At 71.3% G+C, this 25,333-nt stretch carries 22 protein-coding genes; 6 read left to right on the top strand and 16 right to left on the bottom strand.

Translation table 11 applies throughout. The annotated features are described in order from the left end of the window. Window positions 1-98: 98 nt before the first annotated feature. Window positions 99-1,274, bottom strand: coding sequence for a M16 family metallopeptidase (locus ABTZ99_RS33055; RefSeq protein WP_498786277.1), 1,176 nt, complete (start codon window positions 1,272-1,274; stop codon window positions 99-101). Beyond that, window positions 1,271-2,521, bottom strand: a complete 1,251-nt coding sequence (locus ABTZ99_RS33050; protein ID WP_499616881.1) for an MFS transporter — start codon at window positions 2,519-2,521, stop codon at window positions 1,271-1,273. The genes ABTZ99_RS33055 and ABTZ99_RS33050 overlap by 4 nt, the downstream gene beginning before the upstream one ends. Before the next feature lie 486 nt (window positions 2,522-3,007). Here ABTZ99_RS33050 and ABTZ99_RS33045 point away from each other — a divergent pair, with 486 nt between their 5' ends. The 6 genes from ABTZ99_RS33045 (at window position 3,008) to ABTZ99_RS33020 (ending at window position 10,151) form a co-directional block, all read left to right on the top strand. Continuing rightward, the gene (locus tag ABTZ99_RS33045; protein WP_499616878.1) at window positions 3,008-4,036 is read left to right on the top strand and encodes a hypothetical protein; all 1,029 of its coding nucleotides are present in this window, start codon (window positions 3,008-3,010) and stop codon (window positions 4,034-4,036) included. A gap of 151 nt (window positions 4,037-4,187) precedes the next feature. Further along, window positions 4,188-5,810 carry a YcaO-like family protein gene (locus tag ABTZ99_RS33040; RefSeq protein WP_499616875.1) on the top strand — a complete coding sequence of 541 codons (1,623 nt, stop codon included), beginning with the start codon at window positions 4,188-4,190 and terminating at the stop codon, window positions 5,808-5,810. Between the two features lie 253 nt (window positions 5,811-6,063). Further along, window positions 6,064-7,122 carry a hypothetical protein gene (locus tag ABTZ99_RS33035; RefSeq protein WP_499616873.1) on the top strand — a complete coding sequence of 353 codons (1,059 nt, stop codon included), beginning with the start codon at window positions 6,064-6,066 and terminating at the stop codon, window positions 7,120-7,122. Then, entirely contained in the window at window positions 7,119-8,393 is a 1,275-nt protein-coding gene (locus ABTZ99_RS33030; RefSeq protein WP_498786265.1) for a JmjC domain-containing protein, read from the top strand. Before ABTZ99_RS33035 ends, ABTZ99_RS33030 begins: the two co-directional genes overlap by 4 nt. Then, window positions 8,390-9,370, top strand: coding sequence for a TylF/MycF/NovP-related O-methyltransferase (locus ABTZ99_RS33025; protein WP_499616869.1), 981 nt, complete (start codon window positions 8,390-8,392; stop codon window positions 9,368-9,370). The genes ABTZ99_RS33030 and ABTZ99_RS33025 overlap by 4 nt, the downstream gene beginning before the upstream one ends. A gap of 250 nt (window positions 9,371-9,620) precedes the next feature. Then, window positions 9,621-10,151: an IS5 family transposase gene (locus ABTZ99_RS33020; RefSeq protein ID WP_499616866.1), complete on the top strand. Its 531-nt coding sequence runs from the start codon at window positions 9,621-9,623 to the stop codon at window positions 10,149-10,151. A 430-nt stretch (window positions 10,152-10,581) separates the two neighbouring features. Here ABTZ99_RS33020 and ABTZ99_RS33015 read toward each other — a convergent pair whose 3' ends face one another. From ABTZ99_RS33015 to ABTZ99_RS32950, 14 genes are all read right to left on the bottom strand, one after another. Next, window positions 10,582-10,905 carry a hypothetical protein gene (locus ABTZ99_RS33015; RefSeq protein ID WP_498786854.1) on the bottom strand — a complete coding sequence of 108 codons (324 nt, stop codon included), beginning with the start codon at window positions 10,903-10,905 and terminating at the stop codon, window positions 10,582-10,584. A gap of 111 nt (window positions 10,906-11,016) precedes the next feature. Next, window positions 11,017-11,394: a hypothetical protein gene (locus ABTZ99_RS33010; protein WP_499616863.1), complete on the bottom strand. Its 378-nt coding sequence runs from the start codon at window positions 11,392-11,394 to the stop codon at window positions 11,017-11,019. Between the two features lie 416 nt (window positions 11,395-11,810). Next, window positions 11,811-13,070, bottom strand: a complete 1,260-nt coding sequence (locus ABTZ99_RS33005) for an MFS transporter (RefSeq protein WP_498783684.1) — start codon at window positions 13,068-13,070, stop codon at window positions 11,811-11,813. Window positions 13,071-13,113: 43 nt separating this feature from the next. After that, window positions 13,114-14,652, bottom strand: coding sequence for an amino acid adenylation domain-containing protein (locus tag ABTZ99_RS33000; protein WP_499616859.1), 1,539 nt, complete (start codon window positions 14,650-14,652; stop codon window positions 13,114-13,116). Further along, window positions 14,649-15,410 carry a ketosynthase gene (locus tag ABTZ99_RS32995; protein WP_499616856.1) on the bottom strand — a complete coding sequence of 254 codons (762 nt, stop codon included), beginning with the start codon at window positions 15,408-15,410 and terminating at the stop codon, window positions 14,649-14,651. Before ABTZ99_RS32995 ends, ABTZ99_RS33000 begins: the two co-directional genes overlap by 4 nt. Beyond that, entirely contained in the window at window positions 15,407-16,084 is a 678-nt protein-coding gene (locus tag ABTZ99_RS32990; protein WP_498783690.1) for a methyltransferase, read from the bottom strand. The genes ABTZ99_RS32995 and ABTZ99_RS32990 overlap by 4 nt, the downstream gene beginning before the upstream one ends. Then, window positions 16,081-17,481: a class I adenylate-forming enzyme family protein gene (locus ABTZ99_RS32985; RefSeq protein ID WP_499616852.1), complete on the bottom strand. Its 1,401-nt coding sequence runs from the start codon at window positions 17,479-17,481 to the stop codon at window positions 16,081-16,083. The genes ABTZ99_RS32990 and ABTZ99_RS32985 overlap by 4 nt, the downstream gene beginning before the upstream one ends. 12 nt (window positions 17,482-17,493) lie before the next feature. Next, window positions 17,494-18,669 (bottom strand): beta-ketoacyl-[acyl-carrier-protein] synthase family protein, encoded by a 1,176-nt coding sequence (locus ABTZ99_RS32980; RefSeq protein ID WP_499616849.1) that lies wholly within the window; start codon window positions 18,667-18,669, stop codon window positions 17,494-17,496. Then, window positions 18,662-20,764 (bottom strand): aminodeoxychorismate synthase component I, encoded by a 2,103-nt coding sequence (gene pabB / locus ABTZ99_RS32975; RefSeq protein ID WP_499616846.1) that lies wholly within the window; start codon window positions 20,762-20,764, stop codon window positions 18,662-18,664. The genes ABTZ99_RS32980 and pabB overlap by 8 nt, the downstream gene beginning before the upstream one ends. After that, window positions 20,761-21,768, bottom strand: coding sequence for an LLM class flavin-dependent oxidoreductase (locus tag ABTZ99_RS32970; protein WP_498783699.1), 1,008 nt, complete (start codon window positions 21,766-21,768; stop codon window positions 20,761-20,763). The genes pabB and ABTZ99_RS32970 overlap by 4 nt, the downstream gene beginning before the upstream one ends. Next, the gene (locus ABTZ99_RS32965; protein WP_499616843.1) at window positions 21,765-22,709 is read right to left on the bottom strand and encodes a hypothetical protein; all 945 of its coding nucleotides are present in this window, start codon (window positions 22,707-22,709) and stop codon (window positions 21,765-21,767) included. Before ABTZ99_RS32965 ends, ABTZ99_RS32970 begins: the two co-directional genes overlap by 4 nt. Continuing rightward, window positions 22,706-22,981 (bottom strand): phosphopantetheine-binding protein, encoded by a 276-nt coding sequence (locus tag ABTZ99_RS32960; protein ID WP_498783702.1) that lies wholly within the window; start codon window positions 22,979-22,981, stop codon window positions 22,706-22,708. Before ABTZ99_RS32960 ends, ABTZ99_RS32965 begins: the two co-directional genes overlap by 4 nt. Further along, a complete protein-coding gene (locus ABTZ99_RS32955) occupies window positions 22,974-24,443 on the bottom strand; it encodes an NAD(P)/FAD-dependent oxidoreductase (protein WP_499616840.1) in 1,470 nt (489 codons plus the stop codon). The genes ABTZ99_RS32960 and ABTZ99_RS32955 overlap by 8 nt, the downstream gene beginning before the upstream one ends. 69 nt (window positions 24,444-24,512) lie before the next feature. Further along, the gene (locus ABTZ99_RS32950; RefSeq protein WP_498783706.1) at window positions 24,513-24,815 is read right to left on the bottom strand and encodes a hypothetical protein; all 303 of its coding nucleotides are present in this window, start codon (window positions 24,813-24,815) and stop codon (window positions 24,513-24,515) included. Between the last annotated feature and the right edge of the window lie 518 nt (window positions 24,816-25,333).

Here is a 25,333-nt window from a genome sequence, read left to right as displayed (position 1 = left end):
TTTTTTTTGTGTTTGCTGTTGTTGGGTTGTGGTGTGGGGGGGGGGGGGGGGGGCGGCCCCCCCCCCCCCCCCCCACCACCGTGTCGGCGGCTGCCCTCTCACGCCACCTCCAGGCGGGTCGGCGGGTGGTCGAGCGCCTCCCGCCACGACCGCTCCACCGAGATCGGCGACGTCGCGGCGGTCAGCCGGGTCGGGTCGAGCGCCAGGGTGGGGTCCCCTCCGCGCAGCACTTGGAGCCCGATGCGGCGAGCACGCACGAACGGGTCGTCGGTCAGGGCCAGTTCGTCGAGCAGCAGGTCCTCGGTGGCCGCGGTCACGACGGCCGCGTCGCGCACGAGGCGCGGCACGGCGAGCGATGCGGTGTCGAGCAGGTCGTGCAGGACGGGCGGCGCCACCGGCGCCGGACTCAGGAAGCCGACGCACAGCGCGGTCGGCGACGGCGCGTCCCACGAGGTGCCCACAAGTCCCAGCGAGACGACGGCCCGTCCGGGCAGACCGCGGTCAGCGGCCAGGTCGAGGAGCACGGGCCGTGGACCGCCGACCAGCGCGCGTGCGGCCGACCACACCGCCCACGTGCGGTGCGGGTCGGCGCTGAGACCGCCGACCCGCCAGAGGAGCGCGGCGCCCCGGGCCTCGTCCACCCGCAGCGGCGGCCTCCGCGCCGACCGCTTGGACCGCGTCGACCGGGCGGGCCGGCGCGGGGTGCGTGCGGGGAGGTCGCGGAAGTGCTGCTCGGCGAGAGCCAGGGCGTGCCTGGAGTCGACCCTCCCGGACACGACCACCACCGTGCTGTCCGGGCGGACGTGGTCGTGGAGGAAGGAGCGCACCCGCGCGGGATCGGCTGTCGCGAGTGCGCCGGGGTCACCCAGCGGGTCGACGCCGAGCACCGCCCGCGCCCCCGGCAGCCAGGGGAACCCGAAGTCGGGGTGCCGGCGCAGCGCGGCCGTCTCCTCGGCGATCAGGGACGCGTGCGCGCGCACCGAAGCCTCGTCTACCACTGGAGCGCGCAGCCTGTCCGCATGCGCCTCTAACGCCTCCGGCAGGTCCTCCGGCAGCGCGAACGCCTGGACCACGACGTGGTCCTCCCGCGTGGCGCCCTGGACGGTGTCGCCGCGGCAGAGCAGGTGCTCGACCAGATGCACCAGCCCTTGCAGGTCGGGCGGATCGTCCCGGTAGCCCGTGGCGTGGACGGTGGTGACGCAGGCGATGGCCTCGTCGGCGTCCGGCGCGACGACGACGGTGATCCCGTTGGGCAGCGTCGCGGCGGTCGTCACGCGGAAGACCTGTTCGCCTCGTCCGCCGTCCGGACCTCGGCGAGCGTGGTCAGCCGCCGGATCGGCGAGAGGAGCAGCAACAGGATCGCCAGGGTCATCCCCGCGGCCGCCAGCACCAGGACCCCGCGGACCGGGAGCCGGGTCGCCAGCCACGCTGCGGCCGCCGCGCCCACGGGCAGCGCGCCCCTGGACACCACCCGGATGGACCCGCCGACCCGGCCGAGCAGGTCCTGCGGGGTCAACGTCTGTATGAACGACGCGACCGACACGTTGAACGCGACCCCGCCGACCGCCGGCACGAAGGCGCCGATGACGAAGAACGCCAGGCCCCAGCCGGGGGTGGTGAGCGGCACCAGGAGGATCGCCGGCATGGTGACAAGGGGGAACGCCCAGATCAGCCGCGCGTCTCCGAGCTTGCGGCTCAGCGGCCCGATGAGCAGGGCGCCGATCGTGCCGCCCACGCTCCCCGCGGCGAGCAGCAGTCCCGTCGACGCGGTGGACAGGCCCACCTCGCGCACCAGGAACACGATGATCAGCGCCTGGTAGCCGGCGAACGAGAGGTTGAACACCCCGGAGGAGCGCGCGATCGCCCGAATGATCGGCTGCCGCCACACGAACCTCAGGCCCTCTGCGATCTCCTTGCCCAGGTGGCGCTCGGGCTTGTGCGGGGGCTCGGCCTCCTGCTTGCGGACGCGGGTCAGCAGCACCCCGGACACCAGGTAGCTCACCGCGTCGACCAGCAGCGTGAGCGGTGCGGTCAGCACCTGTACGAGGACACCGCCGACGCCGGGGCCCGCGATGTAGGCCACCGACGCGTTCAGCTGGAGCCGACCGTTGGCCGCCACGAGCTGATCGCGTTCGACGATGTGGGGCAGGTAGGCCGGGTAGGCGACGTCGAACACCACCGTGAGCACGCTGGTGCCCAGGGCGACGAGGTACAGCTGCCACAGCGTCAACGTTCCTGTCGCAGCGGCAACCGGCACCGACAGCAGCAGCACGGCGCGCCCGAGGTCGGCGCCGACCAGCACGGGACGACGAAGCCTGCGATCCACCCACGCGCCCGCCGGGAGGCCGATCACCAACCACGCCAGGTAGCCCGCTGCGGTCAGCAACCCGACTTCGAACACCGACGACTGCAGTGTCGCGATCGCCACCAGCGGCAGGGCGATGACGGTGAGCTGGTTACCCAACTGGCTGATCGCGTCACCCGCCCACAGCAACCGGAAGTCCCGGTTTTCCTTTACCACCCGGAGCCTGCGGGAAGACTCGTGATCCTTCTGCGGCATTCGCCACCCGTTCGTCGATGTCATTCGGGAAGAGGACATCGCGCTGCGCGCCCCCCGCCCCACAGTAGCGGTATCGGCGCGTTCGACCGCAAACTGAGGAGTTCCGAATGTGCGCCGTTCGGGTGACCGCGAACGAAGGGGTCGGGAGTCGCGCCGACCGGGGTCCGGATCTGGAAGTCGGCGTGTCCTGCCGGCGGGACAGGGTTGACCTGCGCATTCTGGTTTAATTCCAGGTCGAGGTGAATGGATTTCTGCGCTCACCCCTTGTTGACCGATGGTCGGGGTGGCGCAGAAATTCTTGAGGCATTGACAGTTAGATAGGCCGCGTATAACGTCGTTGACGTCCGACGGGTTCGGACCTTTCAATCGATTTCAGATGGCCATTCAACTGACGGGGGAACGTTGACTTCTGATCTTGACGTGGACTCGGCAGGAGATGGCGCGGAAATGCTCGTGGACACGCCCGTGCTGAAGTCCACCGCGAAAGCCGTGCTGCGCGACGGCGGCCTGCTGATCGTCGACGGGGCGTTTGAGTACCGCTGCCCCATCGCGCACCCGGCAGTGGAGGCCGTGGAGGCGCTCAACAACCGCGAATTCCGCCGCCTCGCGATGGTCGAGGCGCTGGCGACGCTGCGCGGCGGCGACCTCGGATCGGGTGTCGAGGCGGTGACCGCGCTCGTGAAGTCGGGACTCGTCGTGGAGCACCCGGCGGGGAACCGCCGGTTCCACAACGCCGAGTACATCGGCTACCGGCTGATCGACGCGTTCCGCCAATGGGCTCCCCGGCTGTGGAACGACAACCCGCTCATACGCGCACTGCGTGCCGGCGGACGCCGCGACCTCGGGATGGGCCTGATGCTGGAAACGTTCTTCGTGGTGCGCGCCGCGCACTGGACCGCTCCCTCGGTGCTCGCCCACGACCTGACCGCGGATCAGCGCCGGGCGCTCCGTGAGTTCTTCGACGAGGAAGCCGACCACTCGGCCCTGATGGCCCGGGATTTCGCTCACCTCGACATCGACCCGGCTCAGCTCGGCACAGCCCAGTCGACCCCCGAAAGCATTCTTTTCAACAACTACTTCTTCGCCATGGGACACCACTCGCCCGCCCACTTCGCAGCGTCCCTCATCATCCCGGAAGTGCCCGAAGCGGTCGCCGACCCGGATTCCCGGAAAATCGACCCGGAGGGTAGGCCCCGAGATGTGCTGGACCTGCTGGAGTTCCGCAACGACATCCCGGCGGCCGCACTGGCCGGCTTCCGCGCGCACGGTGCGATCGACGAGGGCGCCGAACACGCGATGATGCCCGTGCGGGTGCTCGCCGAGGAGCACGTGATCAGCGTCGAGCGCACCCGCGTCCTGGCGTCGGTCGTGGCGCAGGGGGTCGTCGCCTACGACCAGTTCCTGCACGGGATCCACCGGCGCTACGACGCCTGGGACGGTCGCCTCGTGCTCGGCCCGGTGCTGGGTGAGTTCTGACCGGTCCCACCGCTTGGCCCCGTGGGTCGTCCGGCTTGACCACGCCGATGGCCCCCTGCTGCTCGGACCGCGTCTTCGACTGCTGCGGCTGACAGGGCGGATCGATCCTGCCGGACTCCGGGACCGGGGCTGCGCCGATTTCGTCATCGACATGGATGCGCTGCCCGCAGCGCGGCCGAAGGGGGTGTGTGCGACCGTGGTGCTGCTCGACAACACCGGACGAGGCGCGGCCGCCGACCTCGTCGCGCCGTTGACCGCCCGCGGGTGGTCCGCCACCGTGGTCGATGCGCCGTCCGCAGTGGCCGACGCCGTGGACGCGGGAACGCCGGTGGTCGTGGTGGCGGACCGGGAGGACATGGCCGAGCCGGACTGGCTGTCCGCCTTGGTCGAGCGGCATCCGGTCCTGTGGTCCGGTGAGAGCGTCGACGGCACGCACGTCGGACCCGTGCTGGCCTCCCGCGACGACGTCCGCCGCTACTTCGAGGCGACGACGACGTGGTGGTCCGACCGCGCGCTGCGCGACCTCGGGTTCACCTCGCGCCCGTTGCCGCTGCTGACCGGCCCGGCCCGGGCGGACGCGGTGGCCGCCGCCACCGACTCCCTGCTGCGGGACCGGGTGCCCGACCGCGTGGTCCTGCTCGACGGGGGCCGCATCGCCCAGCTGTGGACAGCGGTTCGCCGCGGACCCCTCGCCGCGGAAGGGCTGCGCGCGGAGCAGTCCTGGGCCAAGGGGTTGATCAAAGACCTGCGGGTGTTCGCCGGGGGGTCACCGGAACGCCCCGTGAGGCTCTCCACGTGCCGCACGCCGGCGGGTGGCGTGGTCCCGGAACTGGAGTCGGCCAGCGGCAAGGGCGCCACCGATGAGGAGGCCGTGACCAGAGCGGTCGGCGAGGCGATCGAGCGGTTCGCCGCGTGGAACGCCAACCAACTGCCCAAGGCGTGCGCCGACGGCACGCGCAGGCTCCGGCTGGAGGACTTCCACCCCTACGGAACGGCCTACGACGAGTACCTGGCGGCCGGCCGGCCGCCGGTGGACCACGTGCGCGGGCTGTCCCTCGTGGACGGCGAGCCGGTCGACGTGCCGTTGGCGCTGGTGGCCTTCCCCTACATCCCCGGACCGGGCGACCGGCCTCGTCCCACCTGGGGCACGACCACCGGGCTCGCCGTCCACCCCGTGCGGGAGGAAGCGGTGGCCCGCGCCCTCCGCGAGGTGCTCGAACGGGCCTCCCTGTACCCGAACTTCCTGTGGCAGCGCCCGGCGATCCGGTTGCCCGACCCGGATCCGGCCACCCGGCTGCTCGTCTACCCGGACACATTGGTACCGGTGGTGCACGCCTTCGTCGTGGACCACGGTGCCGCACGGGCCGCACGCGGCTCGGGCAGCGGGCTCACCTGGACGCAGGCGATCGCCGCGGCGGTCGAGGAGGCCGAGCAGATCATGTCGCAGGTGCGGCGCGACCCGCCCGACCACATGGGCGCGGCGTTCCGCGACTGGGCCGACCCGGCCGTCGTGGAGCGCGTGTGGGCCTACGTCGACGCGCACCCCGAGGAGCGGCCGCCCGACGTCGAGCACCGCAGCGCGGCCGAGCAGGTGCGAGCCGTCGCCGTGCGATCGGCCGAGGTCGTGGTGGTCGACCTGCCGTGCGCGGTGCGGGGGTGGACCGCGGTGCGGGTCCTGGTGCCGGGTGCCACCGCGCACCGATTCGCCTCACCCAGCGCCGCCGGCGACCGGTTGACGGGCGCGCCGTGGCACGCCGGCCTGCCCGGCGGCTGACCAGACGTCCCGCGGTTGCGCGGGCAACCAGCAGACGACCGATGAGGAGGTGAGATGCATGGCCGAGAACCAGGAGAAGGACGTCCAGCCCGAGGTGGTGGAGACGCCCGAGCCGTTCAAGGTGGAGGCGGTGAAGGTGGACACGGACACCGTCCTGCTGCAGCCCACCTCGTACTGACCGTCATCGCCGTGGTGGGTGTTCGGCACCCACCGCGGCGATGCACGTCCCGACCCTGACCTGATCGGAGCCACGATGCCGGGGGATGCCGTGTTGGACACGTTCGAGCTGGTAGAGAAGGAAATCCTGGCGCTGCACGAGCCGGGCGACCCGGCGCACCTCGCCGGTGCGGCGGCCGAGGCGTTGCGCGTGCACCGCGACCGCCTGCAGCGGCTCGACCCGGCCCGGCTGCTGGTGTGGGCGCTGGACGCGCCCCTGCCGCCCCAACCGTGGGCGAACCCGTTCGGCGATCCGGCGCTTACCGTCGTGCACAACGAGCACTTCCGGATCGATCTGCTGTACTGGAACCACAACTCGACCCCCACCCACAAGCACGTCTCCTGCGGGGCGTTCGCCGCGCTGCACGGTCCGCGGCTCCACCAGGTGTTCGACTTCACCGAACGCCGGGAGATCGCCCCGTTCGTGTCCACCGGACGAATGACGTTGCGCGAGCGGCACCTGATGGCGCAGGGGGACGTCCACGAGATCCACCCCGACCTCGTCCACGACCTGTTCTGGCTCACCCGGCCCAGCGTCACGATCAGCGTCCGGTGCAACGATCACCCGGGGGAGGTCGAGCAGCCGTGGGAGTTCTGGGAACCCGGCCTGACCTTCCTGGGCATGCACCAGCAACCGAACGCGGACGTGCGCCGCAGGACCGCCGCGATGACGACGTTGCGGCGGGCGGGCGAGCGCGCCTTCGGCTCCGCGTTGACCGACCTGGTCCGCGATGGCGATCCCAGCCTCGTCTACCACGTCGTCATGGACACCCTGGCGTCCGGGCCACCGCGGCGGTGGCTGCCGACGATCCTCGAAGCCCTCGCGGCCCGCGCCGACGGCTTCGGGAGCGTGCTGGGCGACGCGATCCCGCACCTGCTGCGCAAGATCCGCCTCTACCCGGTCTACACCGGTGACGTGAACGCGCAACTCGTGGTCTCCCTGCTGTGGGGCGGGGCGTCGACGGAGGACATCGCCGCGTTCGTGGCGGACAACGTGCCGGGGGCGGACGTCGACGCGGTGTTCGCCGATGCGGCCCGGCGGATCGCCGACACCGGCGCCGAGGCGCCCGAACTGGACGGGTGGGCGGGGCGATGACGACGTTGTTCGAGTTCGACGAGTGGTCCCGGTTCACGGAGACCCACTGGGAGCGGCGCCCGGCGGTGCTCCGCACACCCCTCACAGCGGCCATGTCCGCCCCCGACCACTTCGCTGCGCTGGTGTCGGCCGCGGACGCCTGGCGGGCGGGCAGGCTGGTCCGTCCCCGCGACGTCCGCATGCTCATGGGCGACGGTGAGGTGAAGAGCAACTCCATGGCTCCGCTGCTACCGCGCGCACAGGACGGCGACATCACCTCTTACATCCGGCGGGTCGACGAGCACGCCCACGGCGACTGGCACATCGTCGTGAACAGCCTCCAGCAGTTCTCGTGGCCGTTGTTCAGCGCGGCTAAGGAGATCCTGGACGGCATCTACCGCGCCGCGGGTTCCGTGCCCGCCGGCTTGACGGACTGCCACCTGATCGCGGGGTCGTACGGCGAAGCGCCGACGCGGATCCACAAGGACACCGCGACGGTCATGACCTTCGTGCTGTCGGGCAGGAAGCGCTTCTACACCTGGCCCTACGAAACGCTGGTCCGGTACGCGCGCACCCCCGACCCCCTGCACCACCAGGTGAACCTGGACATCGACTTCCGCGACGTCGTCGACCAGGCCACCGTGCTGGAGGGCGAGGCGGGCGACGTCCTGTACTGGCCGTCGGACCACTGGCACTGCGGTGAGTCCGACGGCACGCCGCACCTGTCGGTGCACCTGGCGACCTACACCGACAACAACCTGGTGCGCACCTTGGACTCGCTCGTGTCCACCGCCCTGGCCGAGCGGAAGGCCGACCACTGGCTCGACGGCTTCCCCTACCCACCGCGGGTCGGGGCCGCTCCCGACACCGTCACGAACAAGGCGATGGCCGAGATGCTGGTGGAGATCGCCGACGAAATCCCCGCCCGGTTCCAGGCCAAGCGCCTGCGTCGCGCCAGCGCCGTCAACTTCGAGTTCGTCCCACCGCCGCGCGGCTCGGCCTTCTCCGGCGACCACGCCCGGGTGGACGCCCGGTTCCCGGTGCTGTTCGAACCCACCGCCGACCACGGGGACGCGCTGCTGATCGCGGTGAACGGGCACGTGTCGAAGATTCCCCGCCTGCCGTGGCTGGAGGACCTGCTGTCGGCGCTCAACGGTGCCGGGTCGTCCGGGCTGGACTACCGCGAGCACCTCGGCCGCACCCTGCCGGCCACCGAAGTCGCCGGTGCGGTGTCCGCAGCGACCCAGGTGCTGCGGTTCATCGACTCGGCGGGTGGGCTGGTCCGCCCGTGACCGAGGTGCTCTCGCTGTCCACCGGGGTGTTCGTCACCTGGACCGGTCACCACGCCCGGTTGGGGGCCGTGGCCCAGCCGCTGCACCTGTGGGACCTCTCACCGGAGCTGGCCCTGTGCGTGCTGCGGTTCACCCGGCCGACCGCCGTGGAGTCCGCCCTGGAAGCCGTCCCGGCGTCCGCGCGCCCAGCGGTCCGGGACTTCCTCGCGGAGCTGCGCCGGCACGGCCTCCTGGTGACGGGGGCGACGCCCGCCGCTGTGCCGAGGACGGCCGAGTTCGAGCTGACCAGGCACGTCGAGGTGTACCGGGACATCGACTCGGTGCACCCCGGCTTCAGCGCGCTCTACGCGGACGTGGCCGAGTACACGTTCACGTCCCCTCCCTTGGCCTACGCCCTCGTCAGCGCGGTGGAGCACGTGGTCCGCAACGGCGTCGACGGCGCGATCGTGGAGTGCGGGGTGTGGCGCGGCGGCAGCATGATGCTGGCCGCGAAGGTGTTGCCCGAACCCAGGGACCTGTGGCTGTATGACACTTTTGAAGCCCGCTGGGAACCGCGCGGGCCGAGCGACGGCTACGTGTTCGCCCCTGGGAGGCGGATCGACGACGGCACGGAGCGCGACCCGGTCGGCGCCGAGGCGAAGGCGATCACGGAGGAGGAAGTGCTGGAGAACCTCGTCGGCACGGGCTACCCGAGGGAACGCATCATCACGGTGAAAGGGCTGGTGCAGGACACCATCCCGAACCAGGTGCCCGAGCGCATCGCGGTGCTGCGACTGGACACCGATTTCTACGAGTCGACCCGGCACGAGCTCGTCCACCTGTACCCGAGGCTCGCGTCCGCCGGAGTTCTGATCATCGACGATTACGGCAAGCACGCCGGAGCCACCAAAGCCGTTGACGAGTACTTCGACCAGTTGCCCAACCCTCCCCTGCTGGTGCGGGTCGACGTGCAGGGAAGGGTCGCGGTGAAGCCGTAAGAGGGCATCTGAGCTACTTCTGGCCGAGTATCTCCGCCTTGTCTGGTTCGTTTCGCCAGGTTGGGTGGATTCGCCGGTCAGGACGCGGCTCATCATGTCAGTGCCTGTATCCGAGCTTGGTCGGGCGGAGAGGCTTTGGTGCGCAGACAGCGGAACTCCTGGTGGATCGGGACGGTGTCCATGCGCCGTTCCACCAGGAGTTCCGCTGTTATCGCGCCCGATCCCGGCGGGCGGTTCGACCGCGGTACCCGTGCTGCCGCTTGGCCGCCTCCCACCAGCCACTCGACGGACGAGGTGGTATGCCACCGACGTCACCGACGCCCAGTGGGCCGAGCTGGACCCGCTGCTGCCCGATCCGACCTGCCCGGCCGGTCGGGGCGGGCGGTGGGAGAAGCACTGCCGGCGGGTGATCGTGGACGCGATTCTGTACGTGGTCGACAACGGCATCAAGTGGTGGGCGCTGCCGGCGGACTTCCCGCCGTGGCCGACGGTCCACAAGCGTTTCGCCGCGTGGGAAAGGGTCGGTGCGTCGCAGCGGCTGCTCGACGGGTTGCGTGATCGCGTTCGGCTGGCGGAGGGTCGGGTGGCGGCGCCGTCGGCGGCGGTGATGGACTCGCAGTCGGTGCGCGCCGCGGAGACCGTCGGACGGGCGACACGGGGTTGGGACGGCGGCAACAAGGTCGCGGGCCGCAAGCGCCACATCGTCGTGGACACCACGGGACTGTCGTTGGCCGTCCTGGTGACCCCGGCCTCGACGCAGGACCGGGTCGCCGCCTGGTAGTGGAAATCGTGCAACGCCCGCAGGTGCCGTACTTCACCGTGCCGCACAAGGTGAATGGTGGAGCGGACGTTGGCGTGGATCACAGGGCACCGCCGCTGCGTCCGCGACTACGAAAGACTACGCCACCATCACGAGGCCATGGTCCGCTGATCCACGATCCGCATCACCAGCCGCCGACTCACCCGATCCAGGTAGCTCGGAAACAGCTACTCACACGTCAGGGGGCAGCCGGGTCACCGGCGGGGCAGGAAGCTCCCGCCTCGGCGGCACGAGTCGCTCGTGATCACCGGCGAGGACACCAGATCGGGCAACTACTGCTGGTAGTCGAGCCATCGCATGCTGTACCCCCTGATCGCTCTCAACGGAGATGCCGTGCGTCGGCTGGCTCCCGTCTCGGGTAGAGGCGAGAGCCGGCCGGCGGTGGATTGGGTCAGCCGACCTGCGCGCAGCCCTGACCCCTGAGCCCGTCCTCGCCGTCGGGTTGCACGGCCTCGCAGAAGAACGTGCGCCGGGGCCCCATGACCAGCACCTCGTAGCCGGGCTCGACCTCGGGCTGACAGCCGACGGCACGGATGCCGCCGTCGCCACCGGTCGTGATCCTCTGACACTCGTATCCGCTCTGGGAGGTGGACGCCTCGACCCCGGTGGGGCTCGACGCGGACGCGACGGTGGCCGGCAGGGCCGACAGCGTGACCACCGCCGCGACGACACCGACCCGGCGTGCCGCTCGTGAGAAGAACCGGGACTCCGACAAGTGAACCACTCCTCGTGAAGGTTCGGACGATGACGCGGGGCGAGGCCCACGCCGCGGATCGACGATCCGCCGCCCCACACCACCACCCCTCACCTCCGCCGGCATCCGCGATCACACCTCCGGCCACACCCTCACCCCACCCGGCGACAAGGACGCCCCAACGGTGGCGGGAGGTTCGGTCCGCAAGCCCGGTTCAGACTCCGACAGGACCTCGCGCAGCCGCACGACGAAGCGGTCCGGGGCGTCCACGAAACCGAAGTGCCCGCCGGGGAACCTGGTCGGCTCGACGCCGAGACCCGAGGCGAGCGCGAGCGACGTCCGCTCGCACAGCTCGCCGCCCGAGTCCTCGCCGATGCCAACCACGACCCGGGTCGACGCCGTGCGCAACGCGTCGAGGTCGGGTACCCACCACACGGTCGGCCGCAGCATGTGCTCGTACTGGAAGCGCTCTTCGGCGACTCTTGGTGTCCAGCCATCCGGCCAGGTCACCGACCAGCGGGCTAACCGACGTGGCCGAACCCTTGGCGCTGCGAGCCGTCTGCGCCCTGTACGGCGGGCCCCTGCCGCAGGACGAGCGGCGGCTGCGTGAAGCCTCGCGCACGCTCGCCCTGGGGCTGGACTCCGGGCTGGCCCCCGAGCGCCGCGCCCCTCGCCGGACGCGCGGGAGACGCTCAACGCGATGATCGACCAATGGCGTGCCGCGGCCCGTCCCGGTGGCGTACCGGCCGCCGTGCAGCCGACGAGCAGGTGCTGCGCAAATCAGAGCAAATGAGCACTACCCGCTTTGAGGACAGGCTCTAGCGCCGACCTCGCGGCGGTCACCGTCGGCCCGGTGCCCGGGGTTCAGTCGCCGACGTGGCGGCGGTGGCCCAGCGGCCACCGCCGGCCGACACCGGTCGTGGTCGTCACGGTTTCCCTTCTGAGAGCTTGGTCAGCTCGGCACCCGGCGACTCCGCGGGCTCGAGCACCGGCGCCGGCTCGCCGGCTTTCCACCACCGGACACCGGCCCCCGCGATCAGCAGCGCGAGCACACCGGCGGCGGTCGGGATCAGGAAGCCGGACGTGCCTCCGTAGTGGGTGACGAGCAGTCCGCCGACCGCCGCGCCGCCGGCCATGCCGACCACCACGCCGGCGTCCGCGAGAGCCATGCCCTCGTTCATCCGCTCCTCCGGCGTCAACTCCTGCAGCAGCCCCATGCTCGTGATCATCGTCGGCGCCAACGCCGCACCAACGATGAACGTCCACACCCCGAACAGCAGCAGGTTGCCACCGATGACCAGGGGGACGGGCAGCAGGCAGACGCAGAGGATGGCCGAGAGCGCGAGGGTGCGTCGGCGCGTGTCGCCCTTGAGCTTGCGCGTGCCGAAGTACAAACCGGACAGGGTCGAGCCGAGACCGATGAGGGCCAGGAACACGCCGGAGAACGACCGGGAACCCTGCAGGGCGACATACGCGACCGTGGTGACCTCCATGGCACCCGCGGACAACCCGAGGACGGGGAACAGGGAGACCGCGGCGCTGATCCCGGGCACGCGCAGCCGGCGGCGCGGCTCGCCTTCGTCGGACTTCAGCGGTGCGGGCTCCGTCTTGCGCTGGGCGGCGAAGAGCAGGGTGCCCACCAAGAGCAACGCGTTGGCCGCGGTCAGCCCGGCGGCGGGACCGATCGCACCGCACAGCAGTGCGGCCACGGCCGGACCGGAGATGAAGACGATCTCGTCGACGGTCCGCTCGAAGGAGTTGGCCGCGTGCAGCATGTCCGGCTGCCCCTGGTAGATGCGCACCCAGCGGGCACGGGCCATGGTACCCACGAACGGGACGCCGGCGGAGAGGAAGTACGTGACGTGGAGCGTCCAGACCGGTGCGCCGTACACGGCGCACAGGACCGTGCCGGTGCACGCGACCACCGAGATCACGGTGGCCGGGACGGCGACCCGGGCTTGCCCGTACCGGTCGACCAGCCGCCCGACGATCGGCGCGCAGATGGCGACGCCGACGAGACCTACCGCCGACACGCCCCCGGCCACGGCGTAGGAGCCGCGGGTATCAGCCACGAGGAGCACGACGCTGATACCGAACATTCCCATGGGCAGACGGGCGAGGATTCCGGTGAGCGTGAAGGCCACACTGCCTTCCGCGGAGAACAGCCGTCGGTATTGGCCGAGCATTGAACGAGACTCCCCGTCGTCGAGATGAGTGGTTGCTGGACGTTCATCCAGTGGCTGGTCGTTGGAGCACTGTCGAGGCAATTTCGGTGCTGACAAGGGCCGACGCGGCTCGGCGGTCCACCTTGCCGTTGGTGTTGCGAGGAAGCTCTGCGACGACCAGGACCCGCCGGGGCACCATGTACGGCGGCAGATCGCGGGCCAGTTCGGCGCGAACGTCGGTTGGATCGCGGTCCGGTGCCACGCAGACCGCGTAGAGCCCGAGCGCGTCGGCCGTGTCGTGGCACACCACGGCGACGGCGTCCGCCACGCCCGCGAGGGCCCGCAGCGCCGCCTCGACCTCGCCCAGCTCCACCCGGTACCCGTTGATCTTGACCTGCTGGTCGGTCCGCCCGAGGAAGTTCAGCGTGCCGTCGCGCAGGGTCACCCGGTCCCCGGTTCGGTACCAGCGGTCCGGCGCGACCACCGGGTCCCCCGCCTCGGCCTCGGGGTGGAACCGGCCGGTGTTGGCCATCGGGTCCAGGTAGCCGGAGAAGCGCTGCGGCCCCCGGACGCACAGCTCGCCCTCCGCGGCCGGGCGGCCGGATCCGTCGAGGATCGCGTGGTCGAGCCCCCGGTAGGGCAGACCGATGGGCACGACGCCGTGAGGTGAGGACGGCCAGTCGGCGGGATCCGGGGGCACGACGAAGTCGCTGCAGCTGATCGTGAGTTCCGTCGGCCCGTACAGGTTGGTCAGCGTGCTCGCGGGGGCGGCCGCCTTCCAGGCCCGGGCCTGCTGCCAGGTGAGCTGCTCGCCGCAGAACAGGCTGTGCCGCAGCGACGGCATGCTGTCCGGCGTCAGCCGTCCGCCTGCCTGCGCCCGGCTGATCGCCGACGGCACCGAGAACCAGTGGGTGAGGGCGTTGTCGACGACGAACCGCACTGGCCGCAGCAGGTCGTTGCGGCTCGCCACGACCACGGTGGCGCCCGCGGACCAGACCGCGAACAGGTCGAACACCGACAGGTCGAAGGTGAGGTCGAAGGTCTGCGAGCAGCGGGAGCCGGGAACGAGGCCGTACCTGCCCCGCACCGCTTCCAGGAAGGCGGAGACGTGGCGATGCCGGATCGGCACCCCCTTGGGCGTGCCGGTCGAACCCGAGGTGAACAGCAGGTATGCCTCCGACTCGGGCGCGTCGGCCAGCGGCGGCACCGGCGGCAGCTCCGCCGGGTCCGGTGCCGGGTCTGGCGTCAGCGTGCGGACCCCGTCGAGACTCGGGACCGTCGACCGGGGGTCGGCCAGGACGAGGCCGGCGCCCGACGCCGCCACCATGTGCCGGGTCCTCGCCTCCGGGAAGGCCGGGTTGAGCGGGACGACGGATCTGCCCAGCCGCTGGATGGCCAGGTAGCCCACGTAGGCGGGCACGCTGCGCTCGGCCAGCAGACCGATCCGCGCGGGTACGGTGTCCGACTCGCGCACGATGCGCGCCGCGAGGGACTCCGCCATGTCCGCGAGCTGCCGGTAGTCGAGGCGTACGCCGCCGACCTCGAGGGCCGGCCGCGTGCCGTGGCGCGCGACGGAGGCGGCGAACCAGTCGTAAAGCATCATGACTCCGTCCAGGACAACGTGCCGGCCGACGAGGTGGCGGTGCCCATCCCGAGCCGCAGCAGGTCCGTCCCCCGCCGGCAGAGCCGCATGGCACCGTCCAGCCAGCCGAGGTCCCCGGTGGCCTCCACCGGGCCGTGCCCGTCGACGCGAAGGCGCAGCCCTCCGTCGCCGGGGGCCGGTCGGGCGAGCAGCAGTGCGAAGGCCGCCTCCGAGGCGGGTGCCTTGGCGTGCACCGCCGGCGCGTCCAGCTCCAACCGCGTGACCCGGGCGTTGGGTGCGGACTCGGCGCCCACCAGCAGCACGTCCCGGATCCCCTCCAGCCCCAACAAGGTGTCGGCGACGGAGAAGGCACGCGGGAGGAGGTCCGGTCCGAGGGCCGAGACGCAGGCCATGGGCCCGAAGAAGCCGTGAACACGGCAGAGGTGCCCGAGCGCCGCGGTCGGCGCCGACTGGAAGAACAGCAAGGGACCGACGCGCCGGTCGGCGGCCAACCGGCGCGACGCGCCGTCCAAGGTCTCGGTGTCACCGTGGCCGCCGACAAGGACGAGCGCCGTCGCCTCGCCACCCGCGGCCCCGCCGGGCGCGCGGTCGAGGCAGTCGCCGGCGACGGCGACGACGAGCGGGCCGAACCGGGAGTGGCCGAAGCCGGGGATGGAGGGCAGCGATGCGGGCGCCGCGCCGGGAAGCCCGCCGGCCTGTTCTCCCCACGGTGCCCGGCAGCTCAGGCCCTTCACGGTGAAGACGGGATCGGCGGTCACGCGGCGCTCCTCGCCCGGACGAACTCGAGGAGCGAGTACTCGAGCCGGGCCGGTCCGGGAACGGTCACCGTGTCGAGGACCTCCGTGCGCAGCCCGGCCTCGTCGGCGATGCGCCCGAGCAGGTCCTGGTTCCCCAGGCTGCCGAAGCCGAGCAGCAGGCGTCCGCGCGGAGACAGGAAGTCCCGGGCCTCGCGGAGGTAACGCCGGTGGATCAGGTAGCCGGGGTCGAACACGATCCGCGCGAGGTCCTCCGTCACGCCCTCGGGCGCCGGCGCGTCGACGAAGGACGAATTCCAGAAGATGATGTCGAACTCGCCGGCCGGCACCTCGGCGAACAGGTCGCTGTGGACGGTGTGCACGGTGTCGGCCACGCCGTGGCGGCGGGCGTTCAGCTCGGTGTTGCGCACGGCCGAGGCGTTGACGTCGACGGCCGTCACGTGCGAGCTGCCCTTGAGAGCCGCGGTGACCGCGGTGACGCCCGCACCACAGCCCATCTCCAGGAACGGGCCCGGGCCGTACGGGAGGCGGAAGGTGAACCAGGCCGTGGAGAAGTCGTCGGTCGGGCAGTGGACGCCGTCGAGCACGTCCCATTCCCGTCCCAGCAGCGAGCAGACGATGGGCCCGGTGCGCTCCGCCGGTCGCCGGGCCAGGCGCGTAGCCAGATCGAGGTTCACCGCGAAGCCTCCGTCGTGAAGCGGTGCGCGTCCGCATGGTGCCGCAGGGCGTCCGGGTCCCGCACCACCTTTCCGGAGACCGTGCGGGGCAGGGTGTCGCAGAGGACGAAGACGTTCGGGATCTTGAAGCCGGACAGGTGCTCGCGGCACCAGGCGATGAGATCGGCGGCCTGGACGCCGCCCTCCCGGGCCGTGACGTACGCCTTGATCGACGAGTCGTGGACCACCACGGCGTCGGAGACGTCCGGATGACGGTTCACCAGCACCTCCACCTCGCGCAGGTCGACCTTCAGGCCGCCGACCACCACCAGCGAGTCGGCGCGACCGTGCAACTCCAGGCATCCGTCGGCGGCGAAGGCTCCCCGGTCGAAGGTGCGCAGCCAGCCGTCCCGGACGCGGTCCTCCGTGCCGGGGCCCAGGTACGGGGACTCACCGACGTGCACGTGGACCTCGTCGTCCTCGACCTTGACCCGGCCCTCCTGCAGGACCTTCCCGACGGACGGGGGCGGGCAGGGCGTGACGAGGTCGGCCGTGATGATCCCGGTCTCGGTGGTGCCGTACACCGGGCTGATGGGAATCCCGAGGCGCTCGTGGAACCGCGACCACAACTCCTGCTTCATCAGCTCGCCGGCCGACACGGCGAGCCGCAGCGCGGGCAGGTGCAGGGCACTGGTCCTGGAGATCACGTCGAAGTGCATCGGCACGCCCAGGATCGCGTGGATGCCCGCGGCCCGCGGTCCGCGCAGCAGCGTCCCCAGGCCGCGCGCGCTGGGCAGCACCGTCTCGGCTCCCACGTTGAGCGCGTGCAGGATTCCGCCGATCAGGCCCATCGTGTGGACGGGCGAGTTGAGGACCAGGACCCCCTCCCCGGCCGTCGGCATGCCGGGCAGCGCCGCGTACCTGTCCAGCTCGTCGAGGATCGACCCGCTCGACCGGCCGATCATCTTCGGGGTGCCGGTCGACCCGGAGCTGAACTGGATGAGGCAGTGCTCACCGGTCGCGGGCCGGCCGCCCGGGAGCTCCAGGACGTCGACCCGGCACTCCTCCGGCGGCGCCGAGTCGATCACCTCGGCCGGGGCCGTCACCAGGGTCTGCGGGCGGCTCAGCTCCAGCAGCCGGCTCAACTCCGAGGCGGTGTGCCGTGAGTCGATGAGGACGACCGTCGCCCCGCGCGACCAGAGCGCCAGCAGCACCTCGATCAGCGTGAAGCTCGGCGGCAGGTACAGGGCCACCGACCGGCCGGCGCCGATGCCCTCGGAGGCGAAGCGGCGGCCGTGGTCGCTCACCCGGGCCGCCAGCTCGCCGTGGGTCACGGCGCCCTCGATGCGGGCGAACACGGCGGCGGGGTCGGCGTTCTCCAGCAGGTTCGCGCCCCACCACTGCGGCGTGGATGTCATCGGCGTCTGCTTTCACTCGGTACTGAACAGCAGGGCGGCATTCGCTCCCCCGAAGGCCGCGTTGAGCGACAGCGCGTACTTCAGTTCGGCGGCTCGGCCCCGGTTGGGCACGCAGTCCAGGGCGCATTCCGGGTCCGGGTCGAGGTAGCCGGCGGTGGGCGGGATCCGCTGGTCCCGCAGGGACAGCACGGTGATCACGGCCTCGACCGCCCCGGTGGCCTCCAGCATGTGCCCGGTGGCGCCCTTGGTGGAGCTCACCGGGACCGCGCCCGCGCGGGCGGCGAACACGTCGTGCACCGCCGCGGTCTCGGCCTTGTCGTTGACCGGCGTGCCGGTGCCGTGCGCGTTCACGTAGCCGACGTCGTCCGGGGAGCACCCGGCGACGCGTAGCGCCGCGCGCATGGCCCGCGCCATGCCGCGGCCGGCGGGATCGGGCTGGATGGGGTGGTGCGCGTCCGCGGACATCCCCCACCCGCGCAGCAACGCGAGCGTCGTCGCCCCGCGACGGCGCGCCGACCGCACGGACTCCAGCACCAGGACCGCGGCCCCGTCGCCGTGCAGCATGCCGTCGCGTTGCCGGGAGAACGGGCGGACCACGCCGCTGTCGCTGAACGCGCCGCCTGCGTCGAACTTCGAGAAGATGTCCTCCGACACCGCGTACGAGCCACCGCAGACGACGAGGTCGGCCTGCCCCGAGCGGATCAGCTGCGCGCCGTAGGCCACCGCCGTGGTCGAGGAGGTGCAGGCGTTGCTGAACGCCATCGGCGACGGGCCGAAGCCGAGCTCCTGCGCCAAGGCGGCGGCCAGCGCGGCGGGCGCGCTGGTGCCGAGCCGGTCGTCCTCCCACCGGTCTCCGCGCTCTTCGGCTCGCCAGAACTCCAGGACCGCTGACCGGTCACCCAGCGTCCCGAGCAGGAAGGGCGCTCCCCGTGCGCGGGTTCGCGCGCCGTCGAGGGCCTCGTGCGCGCAGGCACGCAGAAGGCCCAGCTGCGTGGGAGCGCCGGACGCCCAGACCGCGTGGTCGTCAGGCAGGGTGGCCGCGAACCGGTTGTGGTAGGGGGTGGTGTCGAAGCGGGTCACCGGCGCGAACGCCGCCTCACCCCCGAAGACCCCGCGCCGCACGGCATCCACGCCCGCGCCGAAAGCCGTGCACACCCCGATGCCGGTGATCGCCACGGGCTCAGACATCGCTCGTCGCCTTCGCCGTGTCGCGTTCCGGGAAGCGCGCGTCGAGCAGGGTGAGCAGCGGAGTGGCCTTGACCGCGGTCTCCTCGTACTCCGCGGCCGGGTCGGACATGGCCACGATCGCGCCGCCGACGCCGTAGCTGATGCGACCCGGCTGTGCCACCAGCGTGCGGATGGCGATGCTCAGGTCGACGCTGCCCGACAGCGAGAAGTACCCGATCACGCCCGAGTAGATGCCGCGGGGCCCGTCCTCCAGCTCGTCGATGATCTCCATGGTGCGCAGCTTCGGCGCCCCGGTCATCGATCCGCCGGGGAACGCGGCCCGAACGCAGTCGACCGGGCTGCGGTCGGGGCGCAACCGCGCCGTCACGGTGCTGATCAGCTGGTGCACCGTCGTGTAGGACTCGACGACGAACAGCTCCGGGACCGCGACCGAGCCGGTCACCGCCACCTGGGCCAGGTCGTTGCGGAGCAGGTCGACGATCATGAGGTTCTCGGCTTGGTCCTTCTCGGAGGTCGCCAGGTCCTCGCGGAGCCGGCGGTCCTCCTCGGGCGAGCTCGACCGGGAGCGCGTGCCCTTGATCGGCCGGGCTTCCACGCGCCCCTCGCCGTCGATGCGCAGGAAGCGCTCGGGCGAGGTGCTCAGCACCGACAGCTCACCCATGCGCAGCAGCGCCCCGAAAGGGCCTGGGTTGTCACGGCGCAGCGAGGTGTACGCGGCCCACACGTCCAGCGTGCAGTCAGCGCTGAGCATGTTGGTCAGGCAGACCTCGTAGCTCTCGCCGGCGGTGATGGCGCGCTGGCAGGACTCGATGAGGTTCAGGTAGGTGTCTCGGTCGTGGCGCAGGGACAGCGACTCGGTGACCGGCTCCGGGCGCGCCGGCGAGCGTCCGGGAGCACCCGGGATCGCCTCGATCCGCGCGCGGGTGTCGGCCAGCCAGTCCCGGGCCGGTGCCTCGTCGCCCGTGTGCAGGGCGACCAGGTACGTCGTCAGGGTGCCGTGGTCGAACACCACGTACCGGTCCGCGAAGATCAGCGACGCGTCCGGGTGCTCGGAGCGGTGGCGCGAGCGGGCGCCGCACTGGGCCTTGAGCTCGTAGCCCAGGTAGCCCACCCAGCCGCCGCGGAAGTCGAACGGCAGGCTCTCGCCGCCGACGACTTCCGAGTTCTTGAGGCGGTCGTCGAGCCAGTCCAGGAACGGCCGGGTCTCGTCGCGGGTGCCGTCTCCCGCCCGCACGGTGACCGTGCCCTGCGCGACATCGGCCGTGACGACCTCCGACGTGGGGCTCTCGGCCGCCCCGAGCACGGAGAAGCGGCCGAGACGCGGATCGGGACGGCTGCTGTCCAGCCAGAACGCGAACGGCCGGTCGAGGAAGAGCTCCTCGTAGACCTGCTCCGGGGCACGGTCGGTCGGAAGCTGCTCGACCAGCAGGCGGTACGTCACCCGCTGGTCGGTGTCCACGCGCGGCGCGGACACCGGCTGCGGGGGTCCCGGGCGGACGGTTCGGCCGTGCCGCCGGTTCCAGTCCTGGCTCAGCTCCGCGAAGTTGGCCAGCAGGCGATGACCGTGCTCCGTCGCGATGGACTCGGGATGGAACTGCACCCCCCACTGAGGGCGGTGGCGATGGCGTAATGCCATCAGCACCCCGTCGGGCGTCCAGGCGATCGGATCGAGGTCGTCCGAGAGGCGGTCGACCACCCACGAGTGGTAGCGCACGACCTCGTACTGCGTCGGGATGCCGGCGAACAACCCGGTGCCGTCGTGCCGGACGAGCGACTTGCGGCCGTGCCGGGGCTCCGGGGCCAGCGCGATCGACCCGCCGCCCAGCATCGCGATGCCCTGGTGCCCGAGGCAGACGCCGAGCAGCGGGATCCGGCCCGAGGTGACGACGTCGCGGCAGATGCCGAAATCGGCCGGGACACCCGGTGTACCCGGACCCGGCGAGATGACGACGTTGTCGAACGCGTCGAGGTGCTCCGGCCGCCACCCTGGCTCGTCGTTGCGGATGACCGTGGGCTCGACTCCGTTGACCTCACCCAGGTAGTGCGCCAGGTTGTACGAGAAGGAATCGTAGTTGTCTATGAGCAAAGTCCTCATACGTGCTCCTCGGCGCGGTTCCGGGCGATGTCCAAGGCCGCCGCGATGTGCTCCAGGTCTTGTTCCTCCGCCGGGGTGTCCAGGATCAGCGTGGTGTAGCCGAGGTCGAGGTAGCGCCCGATCTCGTGCCCGACCGCGGCGTAGTCACCGACCAGGTACGGGCAGAAGGTCCGGTAGTTCTTGAACGGCCGCATCCAGTACGTGTCGTGGTGATCGGCAGCCTCGGCGAGTTGCCGGTGCCACTGCGAGTCCGAGCGCGACATGGCGAGCCGGTGGCTGACCTGCCCGGCGCGGTCCTCGGGGAAACGCGCGAGGGCGACGTCCCACGCCTCGGCCGACGTCGGCCGGGTGATCACCCCGATGCGCAGGCCCTGGGGGATCGACGGATCGGCCGCGACCTGCTTCCCCGGTTCCTCCGGGTAGGAGACAGCCGTCGCCGAGGCGGCCCGCGCGGCGGCCATCCCGGCCGCGGAGGAGCCGGAGAACAGGAACCGGGGAGCCAGCTCGGCCGGGAGCGCGGTCTCGAGGCGCAGCCCGGTCACGGAGTAGTAAGCGCCCTCGAAGGTCACCGGTTCCCGGGAGGCGAGCAGCCGCCTCATGATCAGGGAGTACTCGACAGCCCGGTCGTAGCGGTCGTCGTGGGCGAGGTCGTCACCCATCGCCCGCAGATCCCCGGTGAACCCGCCCGCGACCATGTTCAAGTCGACGCGGCGGCGGTGCAGGTACGCCAAACCGGCCACGAGCTTCGCGGCGGTGAACGGGTGCATGTACGCCGGCTGCACGGCGACCAGCGGAGCCAGTCGCGCGGTGGCCTGGATGATGGTCTGCGCGATCAGCCACGGGTCGACCGACCGGTTGTCCGTGTAGACCAGGACCCCTTCGTACCCCGCGCGGTCGCTCCAGCCCGCCACCTCGCGGACCCGCCGCAGGTAGTCCGCGCCGTGCTCCTCGACCGAGGGAGGACAGGTGCCGAAGAGGGTGATCCCGCTGCGTGGTCGGCTCATCGGGCCACCTCCTGACCGGGGGTGGTCGCGGCCGGGGAGCCGCCGGCCAGCGGTCGGCGTCGGGTGAGCAGGGAGATCCGCGCCGGGTGTCCCGCATCCTCCACCAGGGAGATCCAGTCCTCCGCGACGCGGCAGAAGGCCGAGTTCAGGGCCTGTTCGGCCGAGACCTCGTCCGGCGCCAACACCTCCCAGCGGACCAGGCTGTTGATCAGGTGGGGGTCGAAAGCGGTCCAGGCCCCGTCCAGCCTGATCTCGGGCCAGTAGTGTTCCAACGAGTAGGGGCTGGACAGCAGCAGCCCGAAGCTGCGCCGGGCCTCCCACTGCTCCTCCGTCGCCCGCCGGACGAGGAACCAGGTGGCCAGTTCGCAGTCGGCCAGCGAGGTCTCGGCCAGGAACGAGAGGTCGCGGCGCAGGGCCTCGGGCAGGAAGTAGAACTCGAACCCGGACACCTCGGCGAAGAGCCGCCCCAGCTCCGGCGGGGCGTCGGCGGCACGCCCGGTGGCGCCGACCTCCAGGCTCAGCGTGAACTCCCCGGCCGCGCCGGAAGGGCTCGCCCCGAGGACCAGCGCCTCGGCGCGCGGACGGAAGTCGCACCGGTGGCCGGGGTCGGGGGACTCGCACTCGGCCGCGACTTCGACGTCATACCGGAACGGGCGGTTGTCCACCACCGCGCGCAGCACGTCGGGCCATCGTCGCATGGCGAGGTAGCGGGGCGAGGGCAGGCGCAGGGCCAGGGAGGCGTTGGCCAGGTCGAGCTCGTCGAAGTACTGCTCCTCGCCCGACGTGCGGTGCGGGAACCCGAGGTCGAGGAGCGCTGACAGGACCGGCGCACCGATCCGGAACACCCGCTGGACGACCGAAGCGTCCTGGTCGAAGACGCGGTGCCGGTCGGGCACGAGCCGTGCCCGGTCGGCGATGACCCGGAGCAGGTCGGCGTTCACCCGGAGTCCTCCCGCGAGTCGGAGATCAGGTTCCAGAGGGAGCCGGGCGAGGAGAAGATCTCGAAGGCGATCATCTCGTCGGGGATCACCACCCCGAAGGTGTCCTCGATGGTCACCAGGAGCCGCACGACGGTGAGCGAATCCATCCCGAACGCCGTCAGGTCGCTGTCCTCGTGCAGCGTCGTGCCGGGCGGGAGCTGGCCGGCCATGCACTCCCTCAGCACCGCCTCGAAGTCCGGGTTCAGCGCGGTGATCTCGGACCCCTCAGACACCAGCGGCCTGCCGGTTGCCGTAGAACTTCCGGAGCATCCCCACCAGTTCGGGCGCGTAGCGCGCGGCCGCGAGGATCTCCGGGGGCGGCGTGAACCGCGGGTGGATCATCTCGGCGAACCGCGAGAACTCCATGCGCAGGCTGTGCTCCATGGTGCGCGGCCACTCGACCGGGACCCTCCAGTCGTGCTCGTAGCCGGTGGCGACCATGTGGGTGACCGAGGACTCGACGATCTCGCGGCGGCTCGCCGGCTGGATCGGAGCGCGCACCGGCTCGAAGGGGGCGAGGTCCGCACGCGGCTCATCGCCGAGGATCCTGGCGGTCAGCTCCGCGGCCAGCAACGGGGAGAGGTGCAGACCGTCGCGATAGGTGCCGGTCAGCATCCACAGTCCGGGCATGGCCGCACCGATCAGCGGGAAGCCGTCGAGTGCCACGGGGCGGTTCCCCACCTGGATCCGGTTGACGCCCGCCGTCCAGAAGTCCCGGTGCAACTGCCGTGCCGCGCAGTCGAGGAGGAACTGCACGTCCCGGATCACCGGCGTGCTCACCGGCGCGGTCGAGATGACGTTGGTCGCCCCGACGTACACCTCGGTCGCGTTCCTCGGGACCAGGTGCAGGCCGCAGGCGAAGGCGCGGTTCGGCGTGCGGATGACGTGGCGGGGCCCCGGTGACTCGGGAGCCGACAGAAGCACCGAGAGGCCGTAGCCGGAGATCAGCGGCGGCATCCGCTCCGCAAGTCCGGGAACGCTCCCAACGACGGCCTGCGAAGCGGCCCCCGCGGCGAGCACGACCTCACCGCCGGACAGCGCCGCACCGGAGGCGAGGACGACGCCGCGGGCCCGCCCGGCGAGGTGATCCAGTGCGGTGACGGAGCCGTCGACGAGCACCCCACCCCGGGCGACGAAGGCCGCCTCGAGGGTGGTGAGCAGCGCGGCCGAGTCGATCGCGTGCTCGTCGGGGATGAACAGGGCGCGCAAGGGCCTTGAGGCGGCGTCGGGCGAGAGCCAGGCGATGTCGTCCACGTCGAGCTCTTCGTGCTTCTGCTCGTAGGTGGTGAGCGCGCTCTGGATGGCCTGGAAGTTCGCGCTGTCGATGCCGGCCACGCCGACGGTGTTGAGGATGACCACCGTGCCGTCGGCCGTGACCAGGTCGGCGGCGTTGTCGCCGGTGTCCGACGTCAGCTCTTCGAGCCACCGCGGCCACAGCTGCTGCGCCTCCACGCCGAGGTCGAGCTTCCGCCGGCCCTCGCTGCTGGCCAGCAGCGAGGAGGTGACCTCGCCGAAGCATCCGAGCATCGCCCCGGCGGCCACCGACGCCGCGTACGGGCGCGACCGCTCACCCACCACCGCCACCGAAACGCCGCGGCGGACCAGGCTCAGACCCAGGGACAGGCCGAGCACGCCATTGCCTACCACGACCACGTCGTAGCTACCGCCGTCCGAGACGGCACCTCCGTGCGGCACGCGACTACCCCCTTGCGACTCGGAAACTGATGCGTGTGATGGCTCGGTGGCCGAGCCCTCGAGAGGACTTCAGTCGGTCACGGCGAAGCGATCCGGGTAGATCTCGGCCAGGTACTGGTGCACCGAGCGCGCCGAGTTCAGGCTCAGGATCACGTCGCGGCCCGGCTGCTGGAGGTCGACGCCGAAGCGCTCCTCGAGCAGGTGCTGAAGCCAGACGAAACCGAAGGAATCGATCACGATCTCGGTGTCGTAATCAATGGGAGCATCGATCATCTGGATGGACATGCATTCACCGATGATCGCGGTTATTTCATCGCGCGTTACCATGAACTCCCCCTCCTGCATCGAGCACCACAACGCGGAATGCGTCATGGAACGACCCTGGAAGCATGGATCCCGAAGGCACGGGAACGGAGTGGGCACGTCGCCACGATGCCATCAGATACGACGTCCCGCAGCGCCGGCATGAGCCACTGACGATGCAGAACAATCCAGGGCATCAGCGCCCCGCAAACCCACAGATGTTTACCCCCCTCGCAGGACCTCCCCCGTGGCCGCGGAAGTCAGACAACCACACGTCACTCAATGCATCAAGAGTCCGATTGGCACACGCGGTGGCACGTCCACCGGAGCGAATCAGACGCCGCCGCGGTCGACCTCGGCGATCCGGCGCGGAGCCGTGTCCCGCGTGGCGAGACCCCGAGCAGCGCGAAACTGCTGGTAACGGGCGTCCGCCGAGATCAACTCGGTTGACCGGAAGCTTTCACGATGCTGCCCCATCCGTCCGAAATGACCGTGTTTGGCCGCGCGATCGGCTCGATCACCGATGCACTGCGGCACACCGCATCCAGCGTCCGACGCCGGTAGCGCGAGCCAGTCCAGGCCCTCAG

The organism is Actinosynnema sp. NPDC002837 (genome assembly GCF_040295345.1).
Classification (GTDB): domain Bacteria; phylum Actinomycetota; class Actinomycetes; order Mycobacteriales; family Pseudonocardiaceae; genus Actinosynnema.
The sequence above is the reverse complement of the archived record's forward strand: the minus strand, read 5'-3'. Positions and strand labels throughout refer to the sequence as shown.